This is a genomic window from Nitratidesulfovibrio sp. 1201_IL3209 (assembly GCF_036763125.1).
Taxonomy (GTDB): Bacteria; Desulfobacterota; Desulfovibrionia; order Desulfovibrionales; family Desulfovibrionaceae; genus Cupidesulfovibrio.
The window spans coordinates 1-16,405 of the sequence record NZ_JBAIYT010000002.1 but is presented as its reverse complement, the minus strand read 5'-3'; the positions used below and the strand labels follow the sequence as shown (position 1 = coordinate 16,405).

Sequence of the window (16,405 nt, the reverse complement as noted above, 5' to 3'; positions counted from 1 at the left end):
TCGCTGCATATGGCGGGGACCAGCCATTGGGGGAGGCATGATGGGCAAGGATTCCGGGATGGGCGCATGGAGCGGCAAGGTGGGCCTGTTCGCCGACGATGCACTGGTGGACGATCTGGCGCGGGCGGGCCGGGCGGTGGCATACGCCGCGCCTGCGGGAACCGGGGAGCCGGACGGAGGCACCGTGGACTGCGAAGGGCGGCTGTTCCTGCCGAACCGGTTCGAGGCGGACGACTTCGACGCGGCCAGCGGAGGAGGGCGCTCCGGCGGCGTGCCCGGCGTGCTCTTGCTGCACGAATACACCGGCCTCGGCAGTTACCTGTTCCGCAGCGCCGCACGGCTGGTGCAGGCCGGGTACGCCGTGCTGTGCGCCGACCTGTACGGCAAGGCGCTGCGCCCGGCCGACCGCGAGCAGGCCAGCGCCTGCCTGCGCCCGCTGCGCGACGACAGGGCGCTGCTGCAATTGCGCGCGCGGGCCGGGCTGGACGCGTTGGCCGGAGTGCGCGGCGTGGATGCCGGACGCCTGCTGGCCATGGGCTTTTCGCTGGGCGGCGGGGCCACGCTGGAACTGGTCCGCTCCGGCGCGCCCCTGCGCGGTGCGGCCAGCATGTACGGCTATCTTTCCACGTCACAACAGGTAACGCCCGGCGTGGCGCATTGCCCGGTGCTGGTGCATCTGGCCGGGCGCGATCACGTCGTCCCCTTGCGCGACGTGGAGCCTTTCGTGCGCGAGATGGCCGACGCCAACGTGGACTGCCGGATGGTGCTGCACGCGGGCGCGGGCCACGGCTTCTGCAACGCGGCGTACGGAACGGAGTTCGATGCGGCGGCGTCGTGGCATTGCCCGCGCACCGAAGCCAGGGCCTGGGACGACGTGCTGCGCTTTTTCGAGGAATGTCTGCGGGCAGGGTGACGGCGCAGGTTTCCCGTGGCCGTAGGCCCGGACTCCGGGCAGCCGGGATGCCGCGCGCGTCCTAGAACTGCGGCGTGGCCCGTTCCCGGCTGTCGGGAAACAGGCCGGGCTGCGGGGGCGTGGCCTTGCGCCGCGCGCCCAGCACGTTGGGCAGGGGGGCGGCCGCGTTGCCGCCGCTCCAGAAGTCGGCCGGGTGGCGGCCCATCCAGATGTCGGTGCGCACGGGGGTGCGCAGGTACAGCCCGGCCTGCGGGCCGCCTTCCACGTACATCACGTCGCGGATGTCGATGGGCAGCGCCAGCAGGATGGTGGCGAAGCGCCATGCCGTGAGCGGCTCGCGGCAGTGCAGGAACAGGATGGCCCCGCTCCCGTCCTGGCCCACGGCGGCCACCGAGTACAACGGCCCGCCCTGCGGCCACAGGATGCGCCGGTTGGCCCCGATGAGCCGGTAGTTCTGCACCACCGAACGGTACTGCGGCAGCAGCGTTTCCCACGGGTCTGCGGTGCGGTCCAACAGATCGGCTTGGGGCAGGTCGGCCTGGGGCAGGTCGGCCTGGGGCGGGTCGGACGACAACGGCCCGAACACGAAGAACGCCCCCAGGTTGCCCCCGATGCGCGGGTTGTTCAGGTGCGCGCCGTTGCGCAGGTAGCCGGTGCTGGTGCGCGCGTCGGGCAGGTACATGCTGGCGTTGATCACCGCGTTCAGGTCGTGGCGCCGGGCCCAGTCCGTCAGTGACAGGGCGGGTTCGCCCTCTTCCGACGTGGTGTGCAGGCTGAATTCGTAGTAGGCGGGGTCGATGCGCACGGCCACGATGCGTTCGGGGCCGTCGGGCGCGTCGGGCGCGGGAAAGACCCCCAGTTGCAGCCCGGTGTCCAGTTCGGTCCAGCCGGGTGTATCGTCCGTGCGGATTCCGTCCGGGAGCGCCTCGTCCGCATGCGCCAGTGCCGCCGCCAGCAGCATGCCCAGCACCGCCAGCATGGCCGCTGCCCGGCGCGGGGCGCGCATGCGGGCCCCAGGCCGACAGGTGCCGGAGGGGGCGGGGCGCGCGGGCGCTGCGGCGGAACGGGCGGTGACGATCATGGCGGTATGGCGGATGTGGCTATGCGGTGGGTGGCCGGGGCAGGCGGCAGGCGTTGTGCCGTGCGCCCGGATGGCGATGGGACGGGGCATGCGTGAGCCGGGGCGCGGGCCTGGGCGCGAGCCGGGGCGCGGGCCGGGGGTGACCCCCGGCGCAGGGAGGCAGTGTAGGGGAAACCCCTGCGTGGCGCAACGGTCGGCGCTGGCCCGGTTGGACAGGTCGGGCCGGGCGGACTGGGCGAGCCGGACGGACGGCGGAATATTTTGATGAACATTTCAATATTGACATATCAAGATAGCTTGATATAGAACAACTCCACAATGTGGAAGCGAGGGGCGCACCCCGGACGGTCCCCCCGGCCCCGCACCGGCTCCGGAAGACCCCCGGACGGACTCCGGTCCCGTATCGGCAAGGACATCCGGCCCCGCACCGGCCGCAACGCGCTACCCCGGTCCACCCGACAGCACACGCAGACGCCAGACCCTGGCCGCAAAGGACACGCCGTGAAGATCAGAGACAGCATCGCCGCCAGCACCCGTCCCTTCTATTCGCTGGAATTCTTTCCCCCCAAGGAACGGGAGAACTGGCCCGGCTTCTTCGCCACCGTGGAACGGCTGAAGGCCCTGAACCCGCTGTTCGCCTCGGTCACCTACGGGGCGGGCGGCTCCACCCAGGACAACACGCTGGAAATCACCTCGCACCTCAAGAACGTCATGGGGCTTGAGCCCATGGCCCACCTGACCTGCGTGGGCGCCACGCGCGAACGCATCGCCGACTACCTGCGCCGCCTGCGCGAGGTGAACGTGGACAACGTGCTGGCCCTGCGCGGCGACGCCCCCAAGGGGCAGGCCATCGACTGGGATACGGCGGAATTCCGCTACGCGGCGGACCTGGTGCGGTTCACCCGCAGCGAGCAGCCGGACATGGGCGTGGGCGTGGCCGGGTACCCGGCGGCGCATCCCGAATCGCCCAGCTTCGCCAGCGACCTGCGCCACACGGCGGACAAGGTCAACGCCGGGGCGGACTTCATCGTCACCCAGTTGTTCTTCGACGTGCGCGAATATTTCGACTTCGTGGAACGGCTGCGCGCCATGGGCGTGGACAAGCCGGTGCTGCCGGGCATCCTGCCCATCCAGAGCCTGGAGTCGGTGCGGCGCATCCTTTCGCTGTGCGGGGCCAACATTCCCGGCAATCTGTACCTGGAACTGGAGGCCGCCAACGGGAAGGGCGGCGCCGAGGCCGTGAAGGAAGCGGGCATCGCCTTCGCCCAGCGGCAGATCCGCGCGCTGCTGGACGGCGGGGCGCCGGGCATCCACCTGTACACGCTGAACCGCGCCGATACCTGTCTGCGTATTGCCGAGGCCGTGGGCGCGGCGTAACCGGCATGCGCCCCGGCCTGCAATTCCGGCCGGACCGCGCGGGCGGCTTGACTTTCCACGCGGCTTCGGCAATATGGGAATTGCTGATTGATTAATCAGTTCGCTCGCGCCGCAGGGCACGAAACGGCGCGGCGGACCTCACCGCACTTTCAGGCGAGGCACGGCGCGGATGGCACCCGCACCGGCCGCGCAGGGTCGGGGACATTCGGTCATGGTACCGGCTGCGCAAGAGGGCTTGCCAGTTCCCGTCCGGCGCGGCGCGCCGCCGCCGGCGGTTCAAGGCCCCCGGAGCCGCCAGGTCTCCGGGGGCTTTTTCCGTGTGCGGCGGGGAGTGTCGGCATGCACCGGCCCGCCCCCCCTCTGCCCCCATCCGCCCCTATCTGCCCCCATCCGGTTGACGCACCGTGCGCAAGACGGTAGCACGGCACCATTCCAGACCGGAGCACCCGTGAACAGCACCCCCCCTTCCCGTTCTTCCGAAGCCCGCGTGGCCCCCGCCGCCGGGTATTCCGTCCCCCCCGTCCCCCCGATCATCGACCCCGCCAGCGTGCGGCGCATCCTGGTCTGCCAGTTGCGGCAGATCGGCGACGTGCTGCTGGCCACCCCCTCGCTGGAACTGCTGCATCGCCGGTTTCCCCACGCGGAACTGCACGTGCTCACCGAGCGCAAGTGCACGCCCATGCTGCAGGGCAACCCCGCCGTGCACACCGTGTGGGCCATCGACAAGAAGGAACTGGGCTCCCTTGTCCGGGAGGTGGCCTTCTACTGGCGGGTGGCGCGCACCGGCTTCGACGTGGTGGTGGATTTCCAGCAGTTGCCGCGCTGCCGGTGGGTGGTGGCCATGTCGCGCGCGCGGGTGCGGTTGTCCTACACGCCCGCGTGGTACAACCGCTGGCTGTTCACCCACTGGGTGCGCCCGCGCGACGGCTATGCCGCCATGGCCAAGGCCAGCGTGCTGGAACCGCTGGGCGTACGCTGGAACGGCGAGCGCCCCCGCCTGTACCTGAGCGACGCGGAGCGCGCCGCCGCGCGCGATCTGCTGGCTTCGCTGGGGTTTGCCCCGGGGCAGCGGCTGGTCACCGTGGACCCCACGCACCGCCGCGTCACCCGGCGCTGGCCCGCCGCCCATTACGGCAGGCTGCTTTCGCTGGCCGCCGCGCGCGACCCTTCGCTGCGCTTCATGCCCCTGTCCGGCCCCGGAGAGGAGGACGACGTGCGCGCCGTGGTGGCCGCCTGCGATTGCCCGGACAAGGTGCTGATGCCCGGCCGGATACTGTCGCTGCGTGAAATGGCCGCCTGCATCGAGCAGGCGGCGTTGCACGTGGGCAACTGTTCCGCGCCGTGTCACATCGCCGTGGCCGTGGGCACGCCCACCTTCGTGGTGCGCGGGGCCACCAGCAGGGCCTGGTCCTTCCCCGCCCCGGAACATTTCCACATGGCCCTCGGACTGGACTGCCAGCCCTGCAACCGCAACGAATGCGCCAACCCCGACCAGTTGGCCTGCCTTGTGCGCCTGACGCCCGAAGCCGTGTGCCAGGCCATGCTGGACCACCTGGCCGCTGTGTCGCTGGCTGCCGTGTCGCATTGACGGGGCAGCACCGGGGACGGGAGCGCCGGTTGGCGCAGGCAGATCCGACATTATAAGGTGAGCGGCGTGTTCGGGCTTTCGCGGCGCGGGGAAAACGGCTAAGGTGCCGGAGTTCCCTCCGGTCCGGTACTGCCGGTACTGCCCGTACTGTCAGTCATGCCGGGCATGTCCACACGTGCAGTACGGAGAGGGAGGAGGCGGGACGGCATGCGCCAATGCAACTGCCGTGGCGTGTGATGGTTCCGCATCGCGGTGCCGGGTCGTGCGCCTGCCGTGCCATGCACCGCTGGCCGCCATGCACGGAAACATGCGGAGAATTCATGTCGCGCAACTGTCGCTTTTGCCGCCATGCAACGCAAAAACCCCGCAGCGGGTTTCCACTGCGGGGTTTCGTTTGCTCTGGTGGGCCATCAGGGACTCGAACCCCGAACCAACTGATTAAGAGTCAGCTGCTCTACCAATTGAGCTAATGGCCCAGCGCCTCAACGCGAAGGGCAAACTAAAGAGAACCCGCTCCGAAGTCAAGCGGATTTTTCCGGGGCTTTTAAAATTTTCTGAAATTATGAAAAAAGAAAGTTATATCATCATATTGAAGCGTACAATTTTCGGAGCGGGAACGCTGACGGCGCTGCTTGTCTGGCTGTTCTGCGCCGCAATCCCCCTGCGCGCGGCCGATGTTGCCGCTTCCGGCGGCGGTCCGGCCGGTTTCGGGCCCCGCCCCGACGTGACCGCCGAGGTCTTCCGCGAAGTGCGTGCGGGCGAGGACGGCGCGCTGCTGGTGGTCTGGCTGGAAATGCCCGCCGGATACCATGCCTATGCCAACGACGTGGACGGCAGCGGCGTCCGGGGGAGCGGGGGGAGCGGGGGGAGCGGGGGGAGCGGGGGCGGCGGCGTGGGCCTGCCCACGGTGGTCACCGTGCGCGGGGCCTCGCCGCAGGTTCCGGCCCCGGCCAGCGCGGCCGGGGTGCTGTACCCGCCGGGCCGCGAGATCATGGACCCCCTGTCGCCCGGCCAGCGGGTGCGGGTCTACGAGGGGCGTGCGCCGGTGTTCGTGCGGCTGCCGCAGGATCATCTGGACCGCGACCTGCTGGCTTCGGTCTCCCTGCTGCTGTGTTCCGACCGCAACTGCCTGCCCTATCGCGGCGTCGTGGAATTCCGCGTGGACGGCGCCATGCTGGGCGAACTGCCCCGCGCCGACGAGCAGCCCTGGGCGGAACAGCTGCGCGCGGCGCGTCCGGCCGTGCTGCCTGCTTCCGCCCGGTCCGGAGGGGACGCGGCCCCGGCCTCCGCTCCGTCCGTCGCCGCGTCTCCGGCGCAAACCGGGCATGACGCGCCGGAGCAGGGCGACCGGGTGACCATTCCCTTCGGCAAGGGTGGGCGTTCCGTGCCGCTGCCAGGCATGCCCGACACGCAGGCGGCGGCCAGTGCCGCCAATGGGGCCAATGGCACGGACGGCGCCGTGTCCGGCAGTCTGCCGGGCGTCACCCACTGGAACTTCGCGCCGCGCTACCAGGTGCCGGAACTGGAGGTGTCCGGCCTCGGCAAGGCGCTGCTGCTGGGCCTGCTGGCCGGTCTTCTGCTGAACCTGATGCCCTGCGTGCTGCCGGTGATCAGCCTGAAGCTGAGCGGCTTCGTGGCCGTGGCGGCCCTTGGCGGCGACGAGGTGCGCCGGGCGCACTTCCGCGAGCACAACCTGCTGTTCGCGGCGGGGATCATGGCCTGGTTCCTGCTGCTGGCCTTCATCCTGGGCGGCGCGGGCCTGGCCTGGGGGCAGCTGTTCCAGCGGCCCGGCGTGGTGTTGGGGCTGCTGATGCTGGTGTTCGGCCTGGGGCTGAGCATGTTCGGGGTGTTCACCCTGCCCGTGCTGGACCTGAAGGCCGTGGGCGCGGGCGGCGCCGGGCGTGCGCAGCCCTTTTTCACCGGGCTGGTGGCCACGCTGCTGGCCACCCCGTGCAGCGGGCCGCTGCTGGGCGGGGTGCTGGGCTGGGCCTTCCAGCAGCCGCCGGAAATCATGGCCTTCGTGTTCACCTCGGTGGGCATGGGCATGGCCCTGCCGTACCTGGTGCTGGCGGCCCGGCCGGGGCTGGTGCGCCACTTCCCCCGGCCGGGGGCGTGGACCGGCACGCTGGAACAGCTGGTGGGCTTCTTCCTGATGGGCACCTCGGTGTACCTGCTGACCATCCTGCCCGCCGCCTGGCTGATGCCCGCGCTGGCGTCGCTGCTGGCCGTGGCCTTTGCCGCGTGGGTCTGGGGGCGCTGGGGCGGCCTGGACGCCCCGCCGCGCCGCCGGTCGGTGGTGCGCCTGGCGGCTCCGGCGCTGGTGGCCGTGGCGGTGTGGCTGTCCTTTGCCCCTTCGGCGCCGCCCGCGAACTGGGAACCCTTCGAGCCCGCCACCTTCCGGGCCATGCTGGGGCGCGAGCCGCTCATCGTGGACTTTACCGCCGACTGGTGCCCCAACTGCAAGCTGCTGGAGCAGACCACCCTGTCCGGCGGCGCGGTGTCCGAATGGGCGCGACGCCATGGCGCGCGGCTGGTGCGGGTGGACCTGACCGAGGAATCGCCCGAGGCCCAGGCCCTGCTGCGCGCCCTGGGCAGCAGCAGCATTCCCGTGGTGGCGCTGTTCCCCAAGGGGCTGTTGTCCGCCTCGCCGGTGGTGCTGCGCGACCTGTTCACCACGGGCCAGATGGAGCAGGCCCTGCTGGAGGCGTTTGGCAAGCCGAAGCCGGAGTGGAAGGACTGAGCCCGCCCTGCGGACGCAGGGAATCGTGGCCCGTCGCAGCCCTCTTCCGCTACACGCAGACCATGTCGTAGGCCGTGCCGGTCAGGGCGCGGCCGCCCTGTTCGGTGACCTCGAAGGTGTTCTCCACCCCCACCATGCCCACGCCGGGGATGCCCATCTTGGGCTCCAGGGCGATGGTCATGCCTTCCTCCAGCGGCTCGTCGAAGCGGTGGGCGATGACCGGATATTCGTCGATGGTCAGGCCGATGCCGTGCCCCAGGAAGTGCACCTTGTTGGACCCCAGCCCCATGAAGCCTTCGGACAGGCCCGCGCGTTCCACCAGTTCCAGGGTGGAGCGCCAGATGTCCGAGGGGATTTCGCCGGGGCGCAGCCGTTCCGCCGCGCGGGCCTGCACCTCGATGCACAGGTCGTGGGCGCGGCGCACCGCGTCGGGGATGGAGGCGGCGTTGCCCGCCCAGTACAGCTGGGTCTTGTCGGTGTGGTAGCCTTCGAGGCAGAAGCCGATATCCAGGGCCAGCGGGGTTCCGTGCCGCCACACCGAGCCCGCGTAGCCCATGAACGGGATGGCCGGATGCTCTCCCTTGAGGCCCAGCGGCCCGTTGAAGTGGCTGGGGTAGTTGCCGTTATCCCCGGCGGCGATGTGCCCGAGAAAGCACTCCTCGCCCGGCGCGCCCATGCGCATCAGGCCGCCGTGCCCCCGGCTGAAGAACACCTGCCACGCCAGGTGCGAAATCTCGCGCTCGGTCATGCCGGGGCGCATCAGGCCGGGCAGCACGTCGTGCAGGCATTCGTGGTGGCGAGCCCCGGCCAGGCGCAGTTTGACCAGTTCCCATCCGGTCTTGCGGGCCCGGGCGCGGGTGAGCGCCGCGTCCCCCGGCACGAAGGCGACGTCCGCCAGCCGCTGCTGCATCATGGCGGCCAGCGACCATGGCAGACCGGACATTTCCGCCGCCGCCACCGGGGCCAGCGGACTGCCCGCGTCGGCGCACAGGCCGGGCAGGTCGCCGTAGGAGCGGAAGGACACGATGTTGTCCAGGGGGCTTTCCAGCCGGGCGCGTTCCTCGCCCTTGCGCACCAGCAGCACCGGTTCGCCCTCGCGCGGCAGCCACAGCACGCCGTTGCCCGCCGTGCCGGCAAGATAATAGATGGCCACGCGCGAGAAGGCCATCAGCCCCCCGGCGTCCGGGGCCAGCGCGGCAAGGATGTCGAGCGAGCGGGACTGGCGCAGCCGGGCCTCTTCGGCGGGCATGCGCTCGGCGGCGGTGAACGGGCGGGGGGCGGCGGGGGCGTGCGGAATGCGGGCGTGGGACATGGCTGCGGGGCTCCTTGGTGACCGGGTTCCGGCGATGGGCTCAGGGTAGGCCAAGGGGCGGCCGGGCGCAACCGGTGGGGGGGCGGGCGCGACCTGCCGCGACAGAGGAGGGGGGCGGTCCCGGCGGGCGACCCCGCACCGTCCCCCACGCGATGGCGGCGCCAGGCGCGGCGATTGCGCTTGGCGGCAAGGCCGGGTAGAGAGGATGTTTCCGGATTGTTGCTCGCGGCCGGCAACGGCGGCGCGACCGCAGAAGAGGCAAGGGCCGCGCCGGTCAGCCGGGGCGCGCGGCTTCGGCTTCGGCCGTACATATGGTTTCAGGGGTACAGGATGCTGCTCGACGCCACGCTTCGCACCATACTGCGCGAATCGCGCACCATCGCCGTCATCGGCGCCAAGGACAAGCCCGGCCAGCCCGTGGACATGGTGGGCCGCTACCTCATCGAGGCCGGATACGACGTGCGCCCGGTGCATCCGGTGCGCCGCGCCGTGTGGGGCATCCCGGCCTGTCCGACCATCGCCGACGTGCCGGTGGACGTGGACATCGTCAACGTGTTCCGCGCGCCGGAACACTGCCCGGCCCACGCCGTGGAGGTGCTGGCCCTGCCGCGCCTGCCGCGCCTGTTCTGGATGCAGTCGGGCATATCGAGCCCGGAGGCCGGGCGGATGCTCTTCGAGCGGGGCGTGGCCGTGGTGGAAGACCTGTGCCTGATGGTGGAGCACCGTCGGCTGATGACCGGGGGGCTGCTGTGAGCGCCCCCACGACACCGGCGTTCTCTCCACCGGCATCCTCCCCGGCCTCTTCGGCGTCCGCCACCCCGGAACCCTGGGACGACGCCTTCGACTGCCGCATGTGCGGCCAGTGTTGCCAGGGCGAGGGCGGCATCGTGGTCAGCCCCGCCGATCTTTCGCGCATCTGCGCCTTTCTGGGCATGACGCCGCAAGCCTTCGAGGTCGCCTACTGCGAGCGGAGCAACGGCAAGCTGAAGGTGCGCACCGGGCCGGACGGCAACTGCGTGTTCTTTGCCGCCGGGCGCGGCTGCACCGTGCACGAGGGCAAGCCGGACATCTGCCGCGCCTGGCCGTTCTTTCGCGGCAACCTGGTGGATGCGGGCAGCCTGGCCATGGCCAAGGAATACTGTCCCGGCATCCGGCCCGGGGTGCGCCACGCGGACTTCGCGGCCGCCGGGCGGGCCTATCTGGCCGCGCGGGGGCTGCTGGCCTCGGACTGTACGTGCGAGGCCAACGCGCTAGTGCTTGAACGGGACGAAGACGGCGCGAAATAGCCGACGGAAAGGGCGCGGGTCCGCGGTAAGGTTTTTCGCCGAAACGGCCGAAAGGCTGGAGGCGAGGCAAGCGGGGGCGTGGAGGTCGCGTGACGCTGAGGGATTGCTACCGGATACTGCAAGTGGGCAACGGCGCGTCGCTTGACGAGGTCAAGAAGGCGTACCGCAAGCTGGCCTTCGAACTGCATCCGGACCTGAACCCCGGCCGGTCCGACGCGGCCCGCCGGTTCCAGCGCCTGAACGAGGCGTACGTGCAGCTTTCGCGTACCCTGGACGCGGCCGCACCCGGCGGCAACGGGAACGGGACGGGTACCGCCGGCGCCGCCGACCGTGCATCGGCCGAGCGCGAGGCCGCCCGCGCCTACGAGCAGGCCCGCCAGCGCTTCGGTGACATGGGAGCCGGGGGAGCAGGGGGAGCTGGTGGAGCGGGGGGAGCCGGGGGCGGACCCGGATCTTCGGCCTCGTCCGCATCGGCCGGGGCCTCTGCCGGGAACACGTTCACGGGCGGCGCGTCCACCGCGCGCGGTACCGGCGGGGCCGACCGCAGCCGCCGCAAGGCGGAGGCCACTTACCAGGCCAGTCAGGACGAGGTGTTGCAGGACATCCTGCGCGACCCGTTCGCCCGGCGCGTGTTCGAGGACATCTACAGCCAGATCCGCCGCGACAGCGGCGGGCTGGCCGCGCGCCCGCCCAAGAAGCGCAAGCTCAGCCTGGAATGGGGCGGCAAGGCCCTGACGCTGGACTTCACCCACGGCATCGGCGGTGCGGTGAAGGGCTGGCTGCGTCGCCAGATCGACGACGAGCAGACGGTGTACCTGCCCGCCCTCAGCATCGTGCCGGGGGCGCGGCTGCGCTTGCAGGTCACCCAGGGCCTGTCCGGAGAGGTGCGCACCGTGGAGGTGACCCTGCCGCAGGACTACGTGGTGGGGCGGCCCATCCGGCTCAAGGGGCTGGGCAAGCGCATCGGGCCGTGGCAGGGCGACCTGTACCTGCGCATTCTCGCCAAGGCGTAGCCGTTGGTGAGGACGTGGCCGTTCGTTAAGGACATGGCCGCCCGGCGATTCCGGGGCCTTCCCGCTTCCGCTCATTCCACGGGCATGTGCCCGCGCGTCAGGCCGGTGTCGTCATCGGCCGTTTCCGTGGCCGTTTCCGTTTGCGCCGCGTCCCGTGCGCATGCCGCGCCGACGGCGCGGGATACGCCCCCGTCATGCCTGTCGCGGCCCCGCGCGCCGTCCAGCACCACGCAGAACACCGCCGCGATGACCAGCCCCGCACCCAGCCAGCCCGAGGGCGGGAACAGTTCGTCCCACAGCCAGTAGGCCAGCAGGGCCGCCAGCACCGGCTCGAAGTTGGCCACCACGGCCACGCGGGTGGGCGAGAGGCGGCGCATGCCCTCGCAGTAGGCCATGTACGCGCCGTAGGTGGTCACCAGCCCCATGCCCAGCACCAGCAACGCCCACGCCAGCGGCCCCTTGGGGGCGAAGTCCACGAAGGGCAGCAGGGCCAGCGCCCCCACGGGCAGGCAGAACAGGTACAGGGTCACCGGCGAATGGCGGTGCAGGAAGTGGCGGCTGAACACGTAGTGCAGCGAATAGGTGAAGCCCGCCAGCAGGCCGAAGCCGATGCCCGCCGCGCTGGTGCCGCCCTGCAATCCTCCGCCGGACCGGCAGATCAGGAAGGCCCCGGCCATGGCCAAGCCCAGGGCGGCCAGCTTGGCACGGGTCAAGGGTTCCGCGAAGCACAGCCGCGAAAGCAGCGCTACCCACGCCGGGGCGGTGTACAGCAGGATGGAGGCCAGCGCCGCGCCGCCTTCGCGCACGGCCAACTGGTACGAGCCGAAGAACAACGCCACCCCCACCAGCCCGAACACGGCGAAGGCGGCCGCGTCGCGCGCCGGGGCGCGCCACAGCCCGTGCCGGGCCGCGTGCAGGCCGAAGAACAGCGCGCCGAACGTGGCGCGCCAGAAGGCGATTTCCAGCGGGGTCACCCCTTCGGCAAGGCAGTAGCGGGCCAGGGGGCCGATGAGCGCCCACAACCCGGCGGCAAGCAGCACGAAGCCGTATCCGGCCAGCGGCATGGCATCCTCCCGTTGTTGTCGTACCGGTGTTGTGAACGATGGCGGTGGGGAAGGCAAGCCCGGAACGCCCGGAAAAACGGACGCATGGCCGCGTGATGCTTCCGTAACCCGGCGGCGGCTTCACAGTGGCCCTGCGGGATGGTACATACCGCCCAGACATGCCCGCCGGAGACGGACGGTGCAGGCGCGGCCGGACGGTACGGCACAGACTGTCCCGCCAGACCGTGCCGCCAGCCCATGTCGCCGGATCATGCCGGACCAGACTCGACGCACCAGGCACGCTCACCCGACACGCCCGACCAATGGGCCCGCGCCGCACGGCCCGCGCCCGCAGGAGGATGCCACGGATGGCCCCCGAAACGCCCGATCAGACTCCAGACCAGAAGCCCGACCAGACCTCCACTACGACTCCCGGCCGCGACCCCGCCCGTTCCGCCTCCGGCCCCACCCGGCAGGACGGCAGCCTGCTCGACATGCCCAGGCCCCCCAGGCGCACGCGCAGCAAGCTGGTCTGGGTGTTCCTGCTGGCCCTGGCCGTGGCTGGCGTGGCCCTGTGGGAACTGCGCGACCTGGTCCTGCGCGATGCCGTGCCCGAGCGGCAGGCCAACATGACCGGCACGGACGCCGCCATCCTGGGGCCCAACGCCACCAACGGCACGCTGCCCTCCATGGTGCCGATGGGCGGCGACGCGGCCGCCGATGCCCAGGCCAACGCCACGGCTGCGGCGCCCGGCGTCAACGCCACCAGCCCGGACGGGGCCTTTGCCCAGGACGACGCGGTGGTGCGCTTCGCCTTCGTGGAGGATGTGGCCAACTGGCTGGTGGAAAGCTACTACCCCAAGGGCACGCACATGGAGGCGCGCACCTCCGGCTGGGTGGCCCCCAGCCTGAAGTCGGCCAACATGCGCTACGGCGTAAACATGACCGGGCTGTCGTGGTCCGGCGACGATATTTCCGCCGGGCGCGCCGGCGTGCTGGACTACGCCTTCACCCCGGCCATGCTCGAAGCCCTGCAACGCCTGTACGCCGACCGGTTCATGGAGGCCATGGCCGCCGCGGCGTCGGCCGCCAAGGTCACGGACAAGGGCAGGGAGCGGCCGCTGGCCCCCGCCGAGATTGCGGAAATGTACGGCCTGTACGCCACGCGCCTGCGCGGCCTGTCCGGCGCCCTGCGCGAGATTGCGGGCATGCCCGACGCGGTGGTGCGGGTGAACGCCTGGCTCACCGCGCAGCAGACCGCGCTGGAGGCCAACGCCAAGTACCAGGACGCCGTGTTCGGCTACGACACCGCGCGCGAGGGCAATTCCGCGCACATGGCCGAGCAGGCCCGGCGCATCATGGAGCTTTCCGGCAAGGCGTACCAGCAGGCCATCATGGCCCGCGAACGCGCCCGCGAAACCCTGGCCGAGGCCATCCGCCGCAACCCCGACGCCCGCAGGCTGGACGACGACACCCTGGTCTACACGGCGGGGTGGGTGTACCGCCGGGCCAACGGCAAGCCGGAAAAGATGGACGCCGTGCGCATGGCGGCCACGGTGCTGGCCGACACGGCCGCCCGCTTCGACAAGGCGGCGCAGGCCGCGCGGCAGTAGGTGCGGAAAGGCGATACGGAAACGACGACGCCGCGAGGGGGCAACCCTTCGCGGCGTTTTTGCGTGGGAATGTGTGGGGAAAAGACGGAATCGGGGGAGGAGCGGACCGGTGCGCACGGCATGACCCGGTGCGACCGTTGCCTTTTGCCTTCCTTCGGCCGTCAGAACTGCCTGTCCAGCAACAGGTGCGAGAAATACCCCAGCACGGCAGCCGCGTACCAAGGCGCGGCGGTCTGCCACGCCCAGCCGTACAGCAGCACCGGGGCCAGCAGCAGGGGCAGGGGCACCAGCAGCATGGCCCACCAGGTGTGGGTCCACCCCCGGTGGCCGTCGATGGCGGGCAGCATGGCCAGCAGCCCCAGCAGGGCGGCCCACTGGTAGCGCCGGGTGGCGATGAGCGCCACGTCGGCCACGGCCAGCAGTCCGTAGAACCACGTCCGCCCGCGCGAGTGGGTATCTACGTCCGGGGCCAGGGCAAAGGCGGTGGACACGGCCAGAAGGGCGGCCTGGGTGGGCAGGCCGGGAGCGTGAATGCGCAGGGTCTGCGCCACGAACAGGGCTCCGGCGGCCAGCACGGCGCCGCCGACGAGGTGGGTGCGGTATCCGGGCATCGGTGATGTGGATTGGGGTGCGGGTTGGGGTGCGTGACGTGGGTCAGGGCGTGCGGCGCAGGGCGGAATGCCACGGGACGGGTGCCGCGCCGGGGCGACCATAGGACACCCCCGCCCGGCGGGCAAGCGGGGCGCGCTGGCTAGTCCGGCCCGCACCGTGCTACAGCAGGCGCGGGCGGCAGGGGATGCCCGGCGGCGGGCACAACCCGTCCCGCCTGACTGCGCCGCCGTGCCGTCATCCGTTTGTTCCGCCGCGCCGCATCGGCCCCGTCACCCCAACCGTGGAACCCGCCATGTCCCATATGTCCCGACCGTCACCCGCCGACACCTGTTCCGCCCCCGTCGGCACCATCCTGTTCACCGGCGGGTGCCGCAGCGGTAAGAGCGGGCTGGCCCAGCGCTGGGTGGAATCGCTGGGGCCGTCGCGGGTGTACATCGCCACCGGGGCCGCCCGCGACGCGGAAATGGCCGAGCGGGTGCGCCGCCACCAGGCCGCGCGGGGCGCGGGATGGCGCACGGTGGAAGAACCGCTGGACGTGTGCGCCGCCCTGCGCGGCTGCATGGGGCAGGGTGCGGGCCAGTCCGTCACGGCCCGCCCTAACGGGGTGCTGCTGGACTGCGTCACCCTGTGGCTGACCAACCGCATGCTGGCCGATCACGACGACGCGGCCATCCTGCGCGGGGTGAAGGATCTGGCGGCGCTGCTGCGCGCGTCCACCGTGCCCGTGGCCGTGGTGACCAACGAGGTGGGCTGGGGCGTGGTGCCGGAAACCCCGCTGGGCCGCCGCTTCCGCGACCTGTCCGGCGAGGCCAACCAGTTGCTGGCTTCAGCCTGTACCGGCGTGGTCCTGGCCGTCAGCGGATTGCCCCTGGCCGTCAAGGGCGGGGTGCCCGCAGCCTGCATGGGGTAGGGCGGCACTGGACCCCGGCCCGCCGCTGGAGTAGAAGCCGCATGAGCCGCCCGTGCGGCCCCAAACCCTGAACAGGAAGCCTCACATGCCCGGATATTTTCGCCGTCTGATTTCGCTCCGTTTGAATCCGCCTCGCCTGATTCCATTCGGCTTGATTCTGGCCGCAATCCTGCTGTTGGCCGCCCCCCGCCCAGCCGTCGCCGAGGAAACCCCGGAAGCCGCCCTGCGCCAGGTGCAGACCGCCATCGACACCAACAACGCCGCCCTGCTGGAAAAGTACGTGGATGTGGGCCGCATCGCCCAGCGCGGGGTGGATGCCTTCATGTCCGACCTGGTGGCGCGTCCCCCCAAGGCCGTTTCCGGCGGCGGCGAAACCCTGCCCCTGTTGGCCATGCTGTCCAGCGCGGTGCAGTCCGGCGCGCAGTCGCAGACCGCCCAGACCGTGAAGATGCTGGTGGCCGAGGAAACCCGCAAGTTCGTGGTGTGGGGCGTGGCCTCCGGAAACTTTTGGTTCCTCGACGCGAGACGTGGAAATCAGCTTTCTTGACTCTCCTTCCTGACGCATCGTAGCCTTTCCCTTTGCCCAGGAGGGAAGGAGCCGTGGAAGCTAACGATTTACTGACGTTGGGCCTTGGCCTCACAGCTCCCTGGCGAGTCGTGGACCAGTCTCTGGACCTTTCAAAGCAGCCAAGCGAACTTCGCCTTGAGGTCGAGGCCGCGAGAGGTGAGCGCTACCCTTGCCCGGCGTGCGGTGCGTTGTGTAAGGCCCATGATTTCGCTGAGTTCAGCTGGCGGCATCTCAACTTCTTCCAGCATCACTGCCTGATCAAGGCCCGTGTCCCCCGAGTGAGATGCCCGGAACATGGCCTCAAGCGCGTCAATGTCCCATGGGCACGGCCTGGCAGCGGGTTCACCCT

At 70.8% G+C, this 16,405-nt stretch carries 15 protein-coding genes and 1 tRNA gene; 11 read left to right on the top strand and 5 right to left on the bottom strand.

Going from position 1 to position 16,405, the window contains the following annotated elements:
* Nucleotides 1-40: 40 nt before the first annotated feature.
* Nucleotides 41-913 carry a dienelactone hydrolase family protein gene (locus V6B97_RS01640; RefSeq protein ID WP_333504752.1) on the top strand — a complete coding sequence of 291 codons (873 nt, stop codon included), beginning with the start codon at nucleotides 41-43 and terminating at the stop codon, nucleotides 911-913.
* A gap of 61 nt (nucleotides 914-974) precedes the next feature.
* Here the strand turns inward: V6B97_RS01640 and V6B97_RS01635 are convergent, their stop codons facing one another.
* The gene (locus V6B97_RS01635; RefSeq protein ID WP_333504751.1) at nucleotides 975-1,919 is read right to left on the bottom strand and encodes a phosphodiester glycosidase family protein; all 945 of its coding nucleotides are present in this window, start codon (nucleotides 1,917-1,919) and stop codon (nucleotides 975-977) included.
* A gap of 576 nt (nucleotides 1,920-2,495) precedes the next feature.
* Between V6B97_RS01635 and metF the strand changes: the two genes are divergently transcribed.
* Together metF and V6B97_RS01625 are read left to right on the top strand one after the other, a co-directional pair.
* A complete protein-coding gene (metF, locus tag V6B97_RS01630; RefSeq protein WP_333504750.1) occupies nucleotides 2,496-3,371 on the top strand; it encodes a methylenetetrahydrofolate reductase [NAD(P)H] in 876 nt (291 codons plus the stop codon).
* A gap of 547 nt (nucleotides 3,372-3,918) precedes the next feature.
* A complete protein-coding gene (locus V6B97_RS01625; protein WP_333504960.1) occupies nucleotides 3,919-4,959 on the top strand; it encodes a glycosyltransferase family 9 protein in 1,041 nt (346 codons plus the stop codon).
* Between the two features lie 400 nt (nucleotides 4,960-5,359).
* On the opposite strand, the gene V6B97_RS01620 is transcribed toward V6B97_RS01625, so the two are convergent.
* A tRNA-Lys gene (locus tag V6B97_RS01620) sits at nucleotides 5,360-5,435 on the bottom strand.
* Nucleotides 5,436-5,548: 113 nt separating this feature from the next.
* On the opposite strand from V6B97_RS01620, the gene V6B97_RS01615 reads away from it, so the two are divergent.
* Nucleotides 5,549-7,699 carry a protein-disulfide reductase DsbD family protein gene (locus V6B97_RS01615; protein ID WP_333504749.1) on the top strand — a complete coding sequence of 717 codons (2,151 nt, stop codon included), beginning with the start codon at nucleotides 5,549-5,551 and terminating at the stop codon, nucleotides 7,697-7,699.
* A 49-nt stretch (nucleotides 7,700-7,748) separates the two neighbouring features.
* Here V6B97_RS01615 and V6B97_RS01610 read toward each other — a convergent pair whose 3' ends face one another.
* On the bottom strand, nucleotides 7,749-9,011 hold the full coding sequence (locus tag V6B97_RS01610) for a M24 family metallopeptidase (protein ID WP_333504748.1): 1,263 nt from the start codon (nucleotides 9,009-9,011) through the stop codon (nucleotides 7,749-7,751).
* Between the two features lie 330 nt (nucleotides 9,012-9,341).
* On the opposite strand from V6B97_RS01610, the gene V6B97_RS01605 reads away from it, so the two are divergent.
* The 3 genes from V6B97_RS01605 (at nucleotide 9,342) to V6B97_RS01595 (ending at nucleotide 11,310) form a co-directional block, all read left to right on the top strand.
* Complete coding sequence (locus V6B97_RS01605) at nucleotides 9,342-9,764, top strand: CoA-binding protein (RefSeq protein WP_333504747.1); 423 nt, start codon at nucleotides 9,342-9,344, stop codon at nucleotides 9,762-9,764.
* Between the two features lie 98 nt (nucleotides 9,765-9,862).
* Nucleotides 9,863-10,297: a YkgJ family cysteine cluster protein gene (locus V6B97_RS01600; RefSeq protein WP_333504959.1), complete on the top strand. Its 435-nt coding sequence runs from the start codon at nucleotides 9,863-9,865 to the stop codon at nucleotides 10,295-10,297.
* An 89-nt stretch (nucleotides 10,298-10,386) separates the two neighbouring features.
* Complete coding sequence (locus V6B97_RS01595; RefSeq protein ID WP_333504746.1) at nucleotides 10,387-11,310, top strand: J domain-containing protein; 924 nt, start codon at nucleotides 10,387-10,389, stop codon at nucleotides 11,308-11,310.
* Nucleotides 11,311-11,381: 71 nt separating this feature from the next.
* On the opposite strand, the gene V6B97_RS01590 is transcribed toward V6B97_RS01595, so the two are convergent.
* A complete protein-coding gene (locus tag V6B97_RS01590) occupies nucleotides 11,382-12,374 on the bottom strand; it encodes a DMT family transporter (protein ID WP_333504745.1) in 993 nt (330 codons plus the stop codon).
* Nucleotides 12,375-12,721: 347 nt separating this feature from the next.
* Here V6B97_RS01590 and V6B97_RS01585 point away from each other — a divergent pair, with 347 nt between their 5' ends.
* Nucleotides 12,722-13,966, top strand: a complete 1,245-nt coding sequence (locus V6B97_RS01585) for a hypothetical protein (RefSeq protein ID WP_333504744.1) — start codon at nucleotides 12,722-12,724, stop codon at nucleotides 13,964-13,966.
* A 161-nt stretch (nucleotides 13,967-14,127) separates the two neighbouring features.
* Here V6B97_RS01585 and V6B97_RS01580 read toward each other — a convergent pair whose 3' ends face one another.
* On the bottom strand, nucleotides 14,128-14,577 hold the full coding sequence (locus tag V6B97_RS01580) for a metal-dependent hydrolase (protein ID WP_333504742.1): 450 nt from the start codon (nucleotides 14,575-14,577) through the stop codon (nucleotides 14,128-14,130).
* 293 nt (nucleotides 14,578-14,870) lie between these two features.
* Between V6B97_RS01580 and cobU the strand changes: the two genes are divergently transcribed.
* The 3 genes from cobU to V6B97_RS01565 form a co-directional block, all read left to right on the top strand.
* Nucleotides 14,871-15,488 carry a bifunctional adenosylcobinamide kinase/adenosylcobinamide-phosphate guanylyltransferase gene (cobU, locus tag V6B97_RS01575; protein ID WP_333504741.1) on the top strand — a complete coding sequence of 206 codons (618 nt, stop codon included), beginning with the start codon at nucleotides 14,871-14,873 and terminating at the stop codon, nucleotides 15,486-15,488.
* Nucleotides 15,489-15,639: 151 nt separating this feature from the next.
* Nucleotides 15,640-16,035: a hypothetical protein gene (locus V6B97_RS01570; protein ID WP_333504740.1), complete on the top strand. Its 396-nt coding sequence runs from the start codon at nucleotides 15,640-15,642 to the stop codon at nucleotides 16,033-16,035.
* Between the two features lie 53 nt (nucleotides 16,036-16,088).
* Nucleotides 16,089-16,405: transposase family protein (locus tag V6B97_RS01565; protein WP_333504739.1), on the top strand; the 317-nt coding region annotated here is incomplete at its 3' end.